At 69.0% G+C, this 13,988-nt stretch carries 12 protein-coding genes and 5 pseudogenes; 8 read left to right on the top strand and 9 right to left on the bottom strand.

The annotated features are described in order from the left end of the window. Positions 1 to 38 precede the first annotated feature (38 nt). The gene (locus tag ACIF83_RS40245) at positions 39 to 278 is read left to right on the top strand and encodes a hypothetical protein (RefSeq protein ID WP_399734821.1); all 240 of its coding nucleotides are present in this window, start codon (positions 39 to 41) and stop codon (positions 276 to 278) included. Then, positions 278 to 499, top strand: a complete 222-nt coding sequence (locus tag ACIF83_RS40240; protein ID WP_399734818.1) for a hypothetical protein — start codon at positions 278 to 280, stop codon at positions 497 to 499. The genes ACIF83_RS40245 and ACIF83_RS40240 overlap by 1 nt, the downstream gene beginning before the upstream one ends. 130 nt (positions 500 to 629) lie before the next feature. Here ACIF83_RS40240 and ACIF83_RS40235 read toward each other — a convergent pair whose 3' ends face one another. From ACIF83_RS40235 to ACIF83_RS40225, 3 genes and pseudogenes are all read right to left on the bottom strand, one after another. After that, entirely contained in the window at positions 630 to 1,010 is a 381-nt protein-coding gene (locus ACIF83_RS40235) for a Fic family protein (RefSeq protein WP_399734938.1), read from the bottom strand. A 165-nt stretch (positions 1,011 to 1,175) separates the two neighbouring features. Then, a pseudogene (locus ACIF83_RS40230) lies at positions 1,176 to 2,172 on the bottom strand (IS481 family transposase). Between the two features lie 49 nt (positions 2,173 to 2,221). Then, positions 2,222 to 2,620 carry a VOC family protein gene (locus ACIF83_RS40225; protein ID WP_393484837.1) on the bottom strand — a complete coding sequence of 133 codons (399 nt, stop codon included), beginning with the start codon at positions 2,618 to 2,620 and terminating at the stop codon, positions 2,222 to 2,224. 93 nt (positions 2,621 to 2,713) lie between these two features. Here ACIF83_RS40225 and ACIF83_RS40220 point away from each other — a divergent pair, with 93 nt between their 5' ends. The 4 genes and pseudogenes from ACIF83_RS40220 (at position 2,714) to ACIF83_RS40205 (ending at position 4,577) form a co-directional block, all read left to right on the top strand. Beyond that, entirely contained in the window at positions 2,714 to 3,703 is a 990-nt protein-coding gene (locus ACIF83_RS40220) for a helix-turn-helix transcriptional regulator (RefSeq protein WP_393484838.1), read from the top strand. Between the two features lie 126 nt (positions 3,704 to 3,829). Then, a pseudogene (locus ACIF83_RS40215) lies at positions 3,830 to 4,012 on the top strand (integrase core domain-containing protein); the annotation flags it as partial. Positions 4,013 to 4,039: 27 nt separating this feature from the next. Continuing rightward, positions 4,040 to 4,149: pseudogene (locus ACIF83_RS40210) on the top strand (IS5/IS1182 family transposase); the annotation flags it as partial. 50 nt (positions 4,150 to 4,199) lie between these two features. Further along, positions 4,200 to 4,577, top strand: coding sequence for a hypothetical protein (locus ACIF83_RS40205; protein ID WP_393484839.1), 378 nt, complete (start codon positions 4,200 to 4,202; stop codon positions 4,575 to 4,577). A gap of 72 nt (positions 4,578 to 4,649) precedes the next feature. Here the strand turns inward: ACIF83_RS40205 and ACIF83_RS40200 are convergent, their stop codons facing one another. From ACIF83_RS40200 to ACIF83_RS40185, 4 genes are read right to left on the bottom strand one after another with little or no spacing between them, the layout of a single operon-like run. Beyond that, on the bottom strand, positions 4,650 to 4,835 hold the full coding sequence (locus ACIF83_RS40200) for a hypothetical protein (protein WP_145887533.1): 186 nt from the start codon (positions 4,833 to 4,835) through the stop codon (positions 4,650 to 4,652). Further along, positions 4,822 to 5,475, bottom strand: coding sequence for a DUF6338 family protein (locus tag ACIF83_RS40195; RefSeq protein WP_393484840.1), 654 nt, complete (start codon positions 5,473 to 5,475; stop codon positions 4,822 to 4,824). Before ACIF83_RS40195 ends, ACIF83_RS40200 begins: the two co-directional genes overlap by 14 nt. Then, on the bottom strand, positions 5,472 to 6,527 hold the full coding sequence (locus ACIF83_RS40190; protein WP_399734813.1) for a hypothetical protein: 1,056 nt from the start codon (positions 6,525 to 6,527) through the stop codon (positions 5,472 to 5,474). The genes ACIF83_RS40195 and ACIF83_RS40190 overlap by 4 nt, the downstream gene beginning before the upstream one ends. Further along, positions 6,524 to 9,931 carry a CHAT domain-containing protein gene (locus tag ACIF83_RS40185; RefSeq protein WP_399734810.1) on the bottom strand — a complete coding sequence of 1,136 codons (3,408 nt, stop codon included), beginning with the start codon at positions 9,929 to 9,931 and terminating at the stop codon, positions 6,524 to 6,526. Before ACIF83_RS40185 ends, ACIF83_RS40190 begins: the two co-directional genes overlap by 4 nt. 307 nt (positions 9,932 to 10,238) lie before the next feature. Between ACIF83_RS40185 and ACIF83_RS40180 the strand changes: the two are divergent. Continuing rightward, a pseudogene (locus ACIF83_RS40180) lies at positions 10,239 to 11,275 on the top strand (IS5 family transposase). Positions 11,276 to 11,279: 4 nt separating this feature from the next. On the opposite strand, the gene ACIF83_RS40175 reads toward ACIF83_RS40180, so the two are convergent. Next, complete coding sequence (locus ACIF83_RS40175; protein WP_399734807.1) at positions 11,280 to 12,380, bottom strand: hypothetical protein; 1,101 nt, start codon at positions 12,378 to 12,380, stop codon at positions 11,280 to 11,282. A gap of 223 nt (positions 12,381 to 12,603) precedes the next feature. Further along, a pseudogene (locus ACIF83_RS40170) lies at positions 12,604 to 12,772 on the bottom strand (IS701 family transposase); the annotation flags it as partial. Between the two features lie 240 nt (positions 12,773 to 13,012). Between ACIF83_RS40170 and ACIF83_RS40165 the strand changes: the two are divergent. Continuing rightward, positions 13,013 to 13,387 (top strand): hypothetical protein, encoded by a 375-nt coding sequence (locus ACIF83_RS40165; RefSeq protein WP_399734805.1) that lies wholly within the window; start codon positions 13,013 to 13,015, stop codon positions 13,385 to 13,387. Positions 13,388 to 13,988 lie beyond the last annotated feature (601 nt).

The raw sequence follows: 13,988 nt of genomic DNA, 5'->3' as shown, positions 1-13,988 counted from the left end.
ACAAGGCGTGCTATCAGGCCGAGCAAGGGCGCGGGCTCGTGCCCGTGCAGTACCACCAGTTTCAGATCCACGACGAGGACGGTCCCGCGGGCCCCGATCTGCCCCGCGAGCACAACGGGCTGATCGAACTGCAGGACGGTATCGCCACGGTCCGCACCGGCATCCACACCGGGGACGTCGACGTCACCGTCACCCTGCACACCGACGCCCCCCAGCCCGCCGCGCCGAGTGGGACGAGATCGTCGAAGTGTCCCTGCACTCGGTGTCGGGAGAGCTGATGGTACGAGGCCTGATGGACGACCTGGACGAGGAGCTGCCGGTGCTGTCCTTCATCGGCCCCGGCAACTACCGGCTACGCATCCACGCCCGCGGCCGCGACACCGCCATCGACCTCGCCCCGGACGACGTCACCGAGTGGTACCTCATCCAGGCATGGCCCGCACCACCGCAGCCCGAGGTAGCACTGCGCCAGACCGACGGCCACGGAGCCACCTGGTGAACTCCGTGGCGGCACGTGAGCATGGCGGCCACGGTCATTGCACGCGGCAACTCCCCCATCATCGCCGCCCGCCGGGCGCAGTGATGAACCTGATGGTCCCGGCCTTCAGTCTTCAGGAAGTCCGAAGGCTTCAGTACCGGCGGCGGTTGAGCACCCCGATGAGAGTGGCAAGGGTGGCGCCCGCCGGGTCATCCGCGTAGCGGGTGGTCTGGAGAGGGCCGACCTCAGGAAGGACGATGTCCTCCCGGGCCAGGACGTGTACCAAGGTCAACAGGGCAGCGCGGGCGTTGCCATCGGTGAAGGGGTGGAAGAACGCCACGTCGAGGTATACGCGGGCCGCGCGGGCCGCCAGCGGGATGTCCGGGTCGGTCGTCTCGCGCAGGCAGGAAGCGAAGTCGGCCTGGGTACGCGGGGTCAGGCCGTACCGCTCGCGGCCGGCCTTCGCATAGGCGTCGTTCGCGCGGAACGATGCCTCTGCTTCGCCGAGGACCTCGCGCTGCCAGCCGGCCAGCAGGGCGAAGTTCAGCGGCGTGCGGCATCGGCTAGGTGCGGTGTCTCGGGACCTTGGTTGCGCGAAGTCCTCGAAGGTGAGCTGCTGCGGGATGTCCGCGAGTGGTTCGGGCGGCCGGTCGAAGACGATCCGGTAGTCGCTCCCGGCGGTCCGGCTGATGGGCGGTCAGCCGCCGAGCGCGGCATGCGGCCGCTCGTGGTTGTAGTAATTCACGAACTCCGCGATTGCGACGCGGCGTTCACGCTCAGTTGTGTAGTCGCGGACGTACACCCACTCGCGGGAGAACGTCCCGTTATACCTCTCCACCTTCCCGTTCGTGCACGGCGTGTACGGCCTGGTCCGCTTGTGCTTCGTACCGGTCGCGCCGAGCGCGTCAGCCCAGGTCGTAGACCGGTAGCACGCGCCGCTGTCGGTGAGGCAGCGGCGGATCGGTGTGATGCGGTGGGCGGCAAAGAAGGCAACGGCCCGGTGCCAGAAGGCGACCGCGGTGACGGCCTTCTCATCATCCAGGGCCTCGGTGTAGGCGAGCCGGGAGTGGTCGTCGAGCGCCGAATGCAGGTACGTGTGTCCGACCTTGCCGGTGCCGGGACCGGTGCGTTTGGACGCGGGGGCGGACTCGGTGCCGACGCCGTGCATCCGCCGGCCGCCGCCGGTCAGGATGCGTCCGAGCTTCTTGACGTCGACGTGGACCAGGTCGCCGACCCGGTCGTGCTCGTAGCGGATGAGCTCGCGCAGCTGCTCGCCGGTCGGTGGGTCGAGGTACCGGAGCCGGTTGAGTCCTCGCCTCACCAGGATGCGGTGGACGGTCGCGGGCGCGGGTGTGTGACGCCGTGCAGCCGCTGAAGGTCGGCGGCGAGCCGGGCCGGCCCGTGCGTAGTCTGCCGCCGCAGCGCCTCCACCAGGTCAGCGATGTCCTCGCGGATGGGGGCGGGCTGGTGACGGGGCGGGAGGAGTGGTCGAGCAGTCGGTTCTCACCGTGCGCGCGCCAGCGGGCGTACCACTTGGCCAGGCAGCGGCGGGAGATCCCGGCTTCCGCAGCCACGTGCGCGATCGGACGTCCGGCGTCGATCCGCAGACACAAGCGCAGACGTCCTTCGAGGGTCAGCGGTGCGTTCCGATGTCCCCTGCTGGTGGCGCTCCTTGACTCGGCGGCCGCGTTCACCGGGAGCCCTGGGATCTCAGGGCTCCCGCGTGAGCGGCTGTGCGCGGCGTCAGCGTGCGAACTTTTCGATGGCCGCTGCGGTGACGGGGGTGAAGAAGTTGACGAGGTTGCCGTCGGGGTCACGGAACAGCAGCGACCGGTTACCCCAGGGCATCGTGGTGGGCTCGTTGACGAAGTCGGTGACGAAGCCGGTCAGGTTCTGGTGAACGCGGTCCACGTCGTCGACGAGGAACTCGGTGATCACGCTGTGGTTGTCCGCCGGGCGGGCAGAGCCCGGGGCGAACAGCGGGACGGTGCGGGTGCCGGCGATCGCGAGGGTGGCGCCCGCGGTCTTGAGTTCGGCGAAGTCCTCGGTGGCCCACGTCGCCCGCGCCCCTGTGGCTCGCTCGTAGAACTCGACGAGGCGCGCTACGTCGCTGGTGATGATGCGGATCGAGACGAAGTCCATGGGGATCTCCTTGGTTGTGCTGGAGGCGTGCACGTCGCAGGCTAGGAGAAATAGTGGACAGAATCGGTCCTGTATTCGCGTTAGGCTGAGAACATGCCTCGACCCACCGGCCGCGTGCTGACACTCCTGGAGCTGCTGCAGTCGGGTGGCACCCGGACGGTGGCCGAACTAGCCGACCGGCTCGGCGTCGAAGGGCGCACCGTGCGGCGGTATGTGGACCAGCTGATCGACCTGGACGTGCCCGTGGAATCGGTGCGCGGCCGCTACGGCGGGTACCGGATCGCTCCCGGGTACCGCTTGCCTCCGCTCATGCTCAGCGACGACGAGGCGCTGGCCGTGCTGCTCGGCCTCGTCGCCGGCCGCCGAGCAGGGTTGACGACGACGGAGCGCACGGCAAGCGAGACGGCATCGGCGAAGATCCGGCGGGTGCTGCCCAAGCGCATCGCCCGTCGGCTTGACACACTCCTGGAAGCTCTCGCCTTCACGGATCAGCCCGATGATTTCGACACCCCGGACGCCGAGGTCCTGCTCACCATCGCCGATGCGGTGCGCCACCGCCGACCGGTCTCGATCCGCTACACCGACCGCGACGGACGGCGCAGCGAACGCACGCTGCACACATACGGGATCGTCGCCCATGCGGGCCGGTGGTACGTCACGGGCAAGGACGCCCAGATCGGCGAGGACCGAACCTTCCGGCTCGATCGCATCGCAGACGCGCGGACCCTGCCCGGCTCATTCGAAGCGCCAATGGGTCCCGGTCCGGCACAGCGCGTGTTGTCAGGGTTCGCCACGGCTGAGTACCGGCATGAGGTGACCTTGCGGATCCACGGGACGGTCGGGCAGATCCGCGCCCACTTTCCGGCCAGCGTCGCGAGCCTGAAGGAGCACAAGTCCGTGGCAGGCGGGGACCGGGCGACCGAGCGCTGGCTGCGGGTCGAGCTGCGGGCGGAGCGGCTCGACTGGCTGCCTCCAGTACTCGCCTCGCTCGACCGGCCGTTCGTCATCGAGCGCCCCGATGAACTGCGCGACCTCGTCATCGCGCTCGCCGATCGCCTCGCGTCCTACGCCCGCCAAGACTGACCGCGAGGAACCAATGTCATGAGACGGCACATCTAATGCTGCTCTGCGACTCGGACGAGCACGATACTGCTCCCGCACACGCTGGGATGGTCCCATTCCCGAGGCGTTCGCCTCGGCGCCCGAGGAACCCTGCTCGACGAATGGGCCTACCTACGGCCCTACACCAGCAAATCCGAACGCACCGAAGCCCTGGCAGACTTCCTTCACGCCTACAACCACCACCGCTACCACACCGCACTCGGCGGCCAGCCACCCATCAGCCGTGTGAACAACGCCGGGGGTCAATACAGCTGGAGTGTGTCTCCTTGATCCAGTTGTCGGTTGATCGGATATGTCCGTCCGATTACCGCGTTCCTGGCAGCGGCCGACGGTGCTGATGACATCGGCTGGACCGTGTCTGTGGACTCCACCGTCTGCCGGGCCCACAGCACGCCGCTGGAGCCAGGCTGACGCCTGGTATCTGGAACTGGATCTTGTAACGGGGCAGCTGAATCTCGTGACCGCAATCGTCCCTGACGAAGATCCGGCACGGGATCCGACGGTGTGCTTCAACCCGCGTGTAGGGCACGTGGACGTCCCCTACGAGGTTATGCGCTGGTTCATGCGCCAGGTCGATGAAGAGATCCGTACCTCCCGTGCCTGGATGCGGCTGAGACCCGAGCTCGTCGAGATCATCTACCAACTCCGTCAGGAGCACATGGGCGTCATCGACGATGACGACTTTGCTCAGGTTCTGGCGGAGGTGCGCGCTACGGTCCCGGAGGCAGACCTCCCCGCCGTTCTGGAGGCCGCCTTCGCGCGGAATCCTGACGGCACCACCATGGACCATCCGCAAGCACCCCAGTTTGCAGACGGTCAAGGAGACAGGCCCTAAGGGCGCCCGGGCCGAGGCTCCCGGTCGATGGCGGTCCGGCGGACGCCACCCGGAACCGCGCACGCGGTCACATCACTGCGGCGACGTGTCGCCGTCCCGTTCCACGGTGGTGGAGACACCGGCCGGTCCCTCCGGAGGCAGGACCTGGTCCTCGGGCACGTCCTCCTTCTTGGGATGGTGGGTGCCCCGCGGCGGGCCCGCCCAGCTCGCGAAGTCGTCGTCGAGTTCCTCGTAGTCGGCGGCGTCAGACTGCGTCATCGGCGTCTCCTCGGGTGTCGCGGCGCGGTTCGTGGAATTCCAGGAGGTCGACGTCGGCGGCCCGGACGTACAACCCGGCCGTGCCGCTCATCCGTGGTCCGAAGGTGCCGTCCGGCTCCATCCGGTACTGGGACTCCAGGTAGAGGTCACCGGGCTGCGGATAGGCGGAGGCACGCGAGCGCCTTCCGTACCAGCCGCCGGCCCAACCGCCGTTCTTCAGACGGACCCGGACGAAACACGCCCCGCGGTCCTGGAAGAGAGCGTCCCACGCGGTGGGGGTCCCCTCGTGCACGGCGGCGCGCCGACGCCGGATCCAGTACGCCTCCGCCCACGCCACCAGCGTCGGCACGACGACGACGAGAAGCAACAGCCACAGCCCGGCCTCCCTCGGCTGCTCGGCGACACCGGTCAGAGGCCGCTTCCCCCCGCCCCGCAGCAGACGTATCAGATGGGGACCGACGCTGATCAGATATGCGGCGTCGAGCAGGACTCCGACGGCGAGGGCGCGCAGAAAGCGGTTGTTCACCTCCTGCTCGGCCTCGCGGATCCCGAGGAGCCGCTCCCTCGCGAAGAGGTAGGAGGTGCCGGGCAGAATCAGCAGCACCAGGATCGCGAGCTGCTGGACGGTACTTGGTGTCACGGTCCGCTCCCCCGCTCGCGCGCGCTGACGGCCGCGTTCCGGGCCAGCGTGCTCAGTGCGCCGAGGTCCAGATGATAGGCGCGGGTCTTCACCCACTCGGCCAGGGACGGCTTGATCAGCTCCACTTCCTGCCCGGCCCGCTTCATCAGCTCGATCGTCGCCGGCTCGTCGTCCTGGTGGAAGGCGAGCTGGGCTCCTACGAGCAGCAGGAATGCCGCCAGCAGGCGTTCCCGTGGCCGGGCGCGCCGCTCCAGCAGAGCCAGGGCACGGGAGAAGCACAGCCTCGTGCGCGGCACGATGCCCCGCAACGCGCTCTCCACACCGTCGTCGACCAGAGCGCGCACCTCGCGCAGGGCGCCGGGGCCGAGCGGCGGCGCGTCCGCGGGGTCGCCGATGCGCCGGTCCGCCTCCAGCAGGAGCCGGGTCGTCTCCCGCCGCATCGACCGGGCGCCCCCGAGCGACTCGGTCAGCACCAGGACCCGGTCCAGGACGGCGATCGCGTCCGCCACCTGTCCACGGTCGAGGAGCGCCTCCCCGAGCAATCGGGAGGCCCGCGCGGTTTCCGGCTGCCGGTCCGCCGCCTCGAAGACGGCACGGCACTCCTGGAGGAAGGCGAACTCGGCCTCCCCGGTCGGCCGCCCGGCCTCCAGCGCCAGCAAGGCGTTCGCCCCGGCCTTGAACAGCGTCTCCTCGTCGCCGCCACGGCGTGCGTGCGTCCAGCTCTCGAGATACGCGGCGAGGCCCTTTTCGAGGTCACCTGCCTGGCTGTGGGCGACCCCGAGGTTGAGCAGGACGTGGCCGAGCAGCGCCGGGTCGTCCGTCGCCCGGCCCCAGGCGATCCGCTGTGCCCGCAGCCCTGCGGCGAAGGCCTCGTCGTAGCGTTCCTCCAGGGCGTAGGCCAGGCAGAGCGAGCCCAGTATGGAGGCCACATCTCTGTCCGAGAGCGTGCGCCGGACGGCCGGGGTGTCGACGAGCGCGAAGCGTGCGACCCGTTCGTAGGCGGGCATGTGCAGGAAGTCGGCCGCGGTCGTGTCCGGCACCTCGGTCATCATGCCCCCACCATGCTGAAGGGTGCCCACAGGAAGGGGTGCCGGAAGGGACGCGCCGGCACACGGCGGGACATCAGCCGCCTGCGGATCTCGGCCGGGAGCCAGTCCAGGCCCAGCAGTTCGGGCACGGTGGCCGAGCGCAGCCACAACTGGGCCCACCGGAGCGCTTGTGTGGGCGATTCGGCAACACCGGGCGGTGTGCCGTACGGGGGCGGCTCGACGCCATGGCCGAGCAGCCGCCGGTAGAACGCGATCATCAACAGCACGGCCGCGGTGTCGTTCGTCCTCCAGCGCGTGCAGACGACGCCCGCTCCGCCGGCCAGCAGGATGCCGGTCGGCAGCCCGATCGCCTCGTCCGGCAGGCGGGGGTCGACGAGCCCGGTGTCACAGGCCGACAGGGTCACCAGCCGGGCCCGCTCCAGCGGCCGGGGACGTGCGTTCAGCAGGTCGGCCAGGGTGATGCGCTCGCCGCCGAGGTCGAGCCTGGAGGCGAGCGGATCGGTCGGGTCGTAGGCGCCGTGGCATGCCAGGTGGACGTGGCTGCCGCCGGACAGCGCGTCGACCAGGTCCCCCTTTGTGCACCCGTCCTGCGCCCCGGGCGGATCGCCGGTGACGTCCCGGCTCTCCCCCACCGCGGCGAACAGCCGCCGCAGCGTCTCCACCTCCTGCGCGGCGAGCAGTCCTCCGTCCTGGCCCGGGGTGGACGCCGCCACGAGAAGGGGTTCCGACAGCGGTTCCGCGGCCCGGTGTCTGGCCGCGAGGAGCAGTCGCACCGACGGTGCGTACCCGACCGCACAGGTCGCAAGCAGCGGCTCGCCCGTCGAAGGAAGGTGCGCGGCGTGCAGGGGCAGATGGGCGGTAGGGCCACAGGCGATCACGACCACGCCGGTCGCCGTGCCGAGCGCCACGGCGACCGGTCCGATCAACTCCTCCCCGAGCCGCGGGAGCAGCTCCCGCAGCTCCCCTCCCTTCTCGGCTACGGTTGCGGCGAAGGCGTCGGCCAGCGCGCGGGCGTCCGCGGCGGTCAGCGTGGACTCCACGGCTTCGACGCGGGGCCCGGGATCGCTCTCGTGCCGGACGATCAGGGACAGGCTCCCGGTCTTCGTCGCGGCGATGTAGCAGAGCGGCTCTCCCGGTCGTGCGGCCCTCAGGATGTCGGCCCGCGTCGTCTCCCGCAGGAAGGACTCCATACCCGGCAGCGCCCTGACCCGAGCCAGGGCGGCGGCCAGCTCCGCCCTGGCTTCGTCGAGAACTCCGCCCAGCTCGTACTCGGCCGCCTCCAACTCCCGCCCGCCGTCCCGCGGGGCTCCCTGGCGGCTCAGCTCACGGTTCCGGGCCTCCAGGGTCTGTACGGTTTCGGCGGCTCGCATGTAGGCGGTGTGGGTCTCCGGGTCCGTCTGCGCCAGCCGGTGAAGCTGGTCGTGATCCGGTGACAGGGCCAGATTGAAGTTGCGTGTTCTGCCGCGCTCCAGGCAGAGCAGCGCCTCTTCCAACCGGCCCACGCGAGCGAGTGCGTAGGCGGCTCGCTGATGCAGATCCCCGGCCGAGTTCAGCTGCAGCTCCCGCGAGGAGCTCACCAGACAGGCGCGGAACAGCTGTTCGTCCGCCTCTACGGCCTGCTGGTACGCATCGGCCGCCGCGGACCATTCGGCCCGTTCCGCGAGGGCGTCACCGAGCTGTTCTGCCGCGGTTCGCAGCAGGTCGCTGTGCCCGTAGGCACGGTCCATCGCTTCCCGCAGAACGGACAGCTCCCGCTCACGAAGTTCGTCCTCCCGCGAGGGGTCCAGCTTGCGACAGAGCCGGCACGCCAATGCCAGGGAGATGAGCTGAAAGCCGACTTCGAACCCGGTCGGGAGACCCTCGTAGGCGGCGACGGCGTCTTCGATGTGCCCCAGACCCCGCCGCGCCCTGGCGGCAAGATTTTCCGCCTCGTCTCTCTCGGCCTGCTCGAGCAGGGCCCAGCCGAGCTTGGACATGCTGCGTGCCCACAGGTGGGGAGCGGTGTCCCTGTGGCGGTTCACGAGGGCGGCCTCGTGGCACCGGATCTCCTCGTCGTACTCGCCGAGTTCACCTGCGACGACGGCCAGCTTGTCGTAGGTGCTGGAGGCCTCGCCGCGGTCGCCGACCCGCTCGTAGACGGCGAGCGCCCGCAGCAGGTGCTCGCGTGCGCGAAGGCTGTTCTCCCGGCTGTCCCCGCGCATTCTCTTGGAGAGTGAGACCGCCAGCCGGGCCTGCGTGTTGGCCCACTGTTCGGGGTCGGTCTCTTCCGATTCGACGGCGTCCAGCTGCTCGTACAGCCGCACCACATGCTCCCTGTTGACGGCCGGGTCGCCTTGTAGCCGTACGTTGTACGCGCCGGCGAGGAAACTCTGGGCGTCGCACCAGAGCTCCTTGTCCCGAGCGGGGTCGAGCCGGGCGACGACCGGTTCCAGCAGACCGATGGCCTCTTCGATCTGGCCGGGTGCGGACTGAGTGCCCTGATCGATCAGCACCTTCGCCAGCTCGCTGCGGACACGTGCCCACGTCCCGGTATTGCGCTCCGGCGCCGTCTCTTCCAGAGCCGCCCGCAGGTGCCGGATGGCCAGCTCCTGGTTGGCGTGGACGTCACCCGTGTAACGCTGGCCATAGGCGCGTGCCAGCTCGTATCGCGCTATGGCCCAGCCCTGCGGGTCCTCCTCCCGCGAAATGCTGCGCGCTCTGCGCAGCAGCAGGCCGATGGCCCGTTCCAGGCCGATGACGTCCTGCCCGCGGTTCGCACTGCTCAGCATCATGCCCAGCGTCATCTCCAGGTCGCCCCGCAACTCGGGCTGGTCACGGTCGCCCAACAGCTCCAGCGCCCGCTCGGCCAGACGCGCCAGCTCCTCCGCGAGCGGCCTGTCGCTCAGGGACCGGCCGAGCCCGGCACGCCCTGACGCCACCAATTCGGCGCCGATCCGCAGCACTTCAGGCGGTGGTGCCGAGCGCCGGGGCTTGACCCTGCACATGCGCGGCCCTCCGCCCGCCGAGGCGCCGCGCGCAGTCGGCGCCAGCACTCCCCGTACCGCGTCGAACGGCACGGACAGGACGCCGGAGTTCTCCGCCTCCTCCCCACTCACCGGCCCCAGCCTGTCGAGCAGCGCCTCCACGTAGAGCTGCTTGTTGGCCTCGTCCTGCTCAGGCGGGGTGTGGGGTGGATAGAAGTAGACCAACTGCCCAGTCGCCTCGCCGCGGTACACCAACAGCGGGAAGAACCGGGCCTTCCTCTCGCCACAGGAAGGACAAGTGACCGACGGCACCTTGCCCTTGAGCACTCCCTGCACCAAGTCCGGCCGCGCCAGGGCGTCGACGACCATGTACGTGTCGTCCTGGACGTCTTCGCCGCACCTGCGGCACTGCCAATCGTGCCTGATCCGAACCGAGTAGTTCACCGGCCCCCCCAACCGACGTCACACGCTCCGAGTGAGGCCCCCCTCCCCCGTGCGCACCGGAGGTCCTCGGGGTGCAGCCGCCGAACCACAGACGCGCCGTCACCCGCTGCCCCACTGTAGGGACACACAGTGACAGCCGCCGCGTGAACCCGTGATTCCGCCATCGGGCGCCTTGCGCGGGCTCTCGCTGCCTCCCCGCGCACCACCGAGGGGCGACAGCAGGTCGGCGCACTAGGGCGCGTATTGATTCGTGATCAATCCACAGATTCGACCCCGCCCTGACCGCTGAACCGGTAGATCGTCTTGCGTGACGCGAGTGCAACTGACGGACGAAGAGTGGGAGTTCATCGGTCCGTACCTGCCGATCGGCGAGTACGGCCCGTATCCCGAGCGGCTGCGGCAGCAGCTTGAGGGTGTGATCTGGCGGTTCAAGACCGGCGGGCAGCGGCGAGAGATGCCGCAAGAGTTCGGCGCCTGGTCCACTGTCTCCAACCGCTTCCGCCACTGGCGTGACGCCGGAGTGTTCGAGGCTCTGCTGGAAGGCCTGATCGCGGAGGCCGCGAAGCGGGGCGAGGTGGACCTGTCCCTGGTCAGCATCGACTCCACCACGGCGCGTGCCCACCACGATGCCGCGGGGATGCACATAAGTGAGGACGTGCTCACCTCCCTGGAGAAGGCCGCCGCTGCGGAGGAGAAGGCCAGGTCAAAGGGGGCGGCCCCGAAGAACAAAGCGGACGGGATGTCGAAGCTGATCCCGAGCGGGAGGAGCGACGACGCCTCCGCCATCGCCGGAAGCTCCGGCTGAAGGCTGCCCTCCTAGGACGCTCGCGGGGCGGGCAGACCAGCAAGGTCCACCTCGCCGCCGACCGCAAGTGCCGCCCACTGGCGTTCATCCTGACCGCCGGACAGGCGGCTGACAGTCCGCAGTTCATCCCCGTTCTGAGGAAGATCCGGGTTCGTGGACCCGTCGGGCGCCCCCGCACCCGGCCCGACGCGGTCGCCGGGGACAAGGCCTACTCGTCCCGTGGAAATCGCGCCCACCTGCGCAAACGCCATATCAAGGCCGTCATCCCAGAGAAGGTGGATCAGGCAGCCAATCGCAAGAAGAAGGGCGCCCGAGGTGGCCGGCCCGTCGCCCACGACGCCAACCTCTACAAGGAGAGGAACACGGTAGAACGCCTGATCAACAAGCTTAAGGCCTGGCGAGGCATCGCGACCCGGTATGACAAAACGCCCGAGAGCTATATCGCTGGACTCCACCTCCGAGCGTCGATGATCTGGGTCAAGGACCTCACGCGAAACGGCCCCGCCCACGGGCAGACAAGCGACCCCATCGGGGACTGATGCCTCACCCGCCGAACCCGGACCAGCGGAACCCGTGTTCGAGCAGCGGTGTCAGGGTCCCGCGGTGAAGAGCGCTGAACCCCACGATTGCCTCGTCCTCGTCGCCGCTGACCTGGGCGAGCAGTCCCGGCGCCGCGAAGAACCGCTCGGCCGCTCCGGTTGGCATGAATGGACTCAGAGGTACGGGGCGCAGCAGGTTCCACAGCGCGTCAAGGCGCGCGGTCGGCATGCAGTAGGTGCGAGCGCCGTAGGGGGCACCACTCATGGCTCCGTTGAGGGTGAACTGCAAGAGGAAGCGACTCAGCGGTTCCTCTTCAAGGGTCGTCTCCGGGTTCGGATCGTCGGGGTCTTCGGTGAACCACACACGTGGATCGGCCTCGTCGGGCATATTGAGCGGCCAGGGGATGGACCAGTCCTTTCCGGCCCCGTTCCACATGGCGAAGACCAGCCGGTCGCCCAGTGGCCCGGAAGCACGCCTGGGCTTCTTCAGCACTGGGTCGATGAATCTGTGAATGGCCGGGCGGAGGCGGGCCAAGCGGTGGAAGGCGGCCAATGCTTCTGGCAGGTTGTCCAGTTCGTTTGCCGTGGTCTCGTCGGCAGCCGACTGCGCTTCGGGAAACCAGCCGAGGACGAACGACTCCAAGGCCCGGATCGGATCTGATTCCACGAGGTCGATCCAGTCCACGCCTGGCACCGGCCCAGGTGAGGGGACTGGCCGGACCGCATCTAGCGTCTCGCGGGTCAGCGGCTGGATGAGCCTCAGTTCGGCGCGGTTGAAGTTGGCAGGCGCCGACGGCATCGCCCTGCACTGGGCGGTGCCGAGCGGAAGGCAGCCCTCTTCCAGTCGCGCGAAGACGTGAATGGGCAAGGCACCCCGGAACTCGAACCGAGAGTGGAGCTCTGGAATCCGATCCCCTCGCAGAAGCACCCAGACGGAGTCCTGGACGCCGCTGACCTTCGGATTGTCCCCAGACTCGACGATGACGACGGTTGCGTCAGCTCCCGCCCCGATCAAGGTCGGCCCCATTGCGTACCGAAGGAGACCAGCTCCAGCAACGGACAGGGCCGCTTCCTCGGTGATCAGGGATGGAGGCGTTCGCAACATGCCGTCAGCCTATCCATGAAGGCAGGCAGGGCAGATTGATCGGGACCCGATACAGGCCCTAGTTTTGCAACGGTCTTTGCGCTGATTGCTGGGCAGCTTTGAGGGCTGTGGCCCCGTCGTTTGTAGTGACTGAGGCGGGCCTGGTGTTGGCGTCGACGGCGCCATGTCGACCAGTGCAGGATGTGGTCGGCCGGGGTGGGGCGGCGGTCGGTGAGGCAGGTGATCAGTCGTCGGATCTCGGCGAGGCTGAGGTTGATGAGCTGGAAGGATCCGTTTCTGCCTTCCCCTTGTCCAGCTGGCGGGCCCGCAGGACGGTCATGGAAGCACTCCTCCACCGCCCATCGGCTGCCGGCAATGCGGACCAGCTCGTCCAGCGTGGTCTGGGCCGGACAGCGGTACCAGGTGGAGCCATCCCCCTGCCCCAGCCCAGTCAGTACGCGGTGGCCGACGAGAGCGGCAACGTCTCTCTCTGCGACCTGACTGCCCCAGGCGGTCAGCGCCGTGGGAGCGAACTCAAACGGGACCCCAACGGCGCGCCTCGACGCTGTCAAGTCTGGGGAGACGGCACCGTCCACCGCGAATCGGCCTCGCTCGTCCGATCGACGATCCCCGTCTTTGCCCAGCACGGCGCCATGGCCAACGGCAAGGCAGCATGTCGCATCGTCAAGGAGTTCCTCGTCGACGACGAACGCCTCGACCTCGGCCCCGACCAGGCAGAAGACGGCATCGGCCTGAACGTCCCCGACTACGTGTCCCCCAACGCTGTTTGGGGCTGCGTCGTCAGCGGCACCGACGACCCCTCTCAAGTCGAGTGCACCATCGCTGCACTCGAAGGGGACTGGCAGAAGAAGGTCGCGTTCGAGGTCATCGGCGATGACAAACTCGGCGTCAAGGTCACCCTGCCGGATTTGGGTCTGTACCGGATCACCGTCCAAAGCGACTACGACCCCTTCGTGACCCAGCTCGACTTCGCGGGACCAGACGGCCAGGACCATCTCGACGACTAGGGCCTGTCCGGCCGATCTTGGAACTCTACGAGAGTGGACACCGACCCTCCCGCTACGGCAGCTTGGTAACGCTCATCCACCAGGCGAACGAACACACGGTCACGGCGATCGCCCGCTTCCAGGGTGCGACGCTGCCCGGGTCCTTCACGTTCCAACTGTTCCCGCGCGATCTCACCACCGAAGTGCCCGTCGAGTTTCACAGCGAGCCCTGACCGAAGGCGCTCGTCTTCCGGCGCGCGGCACCGCGACGCTCTGGGAGCGGACCGCTCCCTCCCTCGACGTTCGGGCCACGCTCGCCGCCCTGCTCGGACGCTCGCGGGCGTGACTGCTCACGGAACCGGCAACGCCCGCGAGCACCACACGGCTCTCCCGCAGCCTCGGCATAGCTCCCGGCGCTGTCGGCGACCACCTTGCCGTGCTGCCGGCGTCCGGGCTCCTGGCCCGGGCACGTGCCGGCCGCGCGGCGCTGTATCGCCGCACCGCGCTCGGCGACGCGCTGATCGAAGGCGCCGCACGACAGGTGTGACCACCGGCACGACGGTGGCCGGGATGGGCTTGGCCTGCGGCTGACGTCGCTTGTCGAGCAGGTGTACGGGGTGCG

This window comes from Streptomyces sp. NPDC085866, assembly GCF_044541035.1.
In the GTDB taxonomy this organism is placed as follows: Bacteria; Actinomycetota; Actinomycetes; order Streptomycetales; family Streptomycetaceae; genus Streptomyces.
Note: the sequence above shows the minus strand (reverse complement) of the source record. Positions and strands in the feature narration are given on the sequence as shown.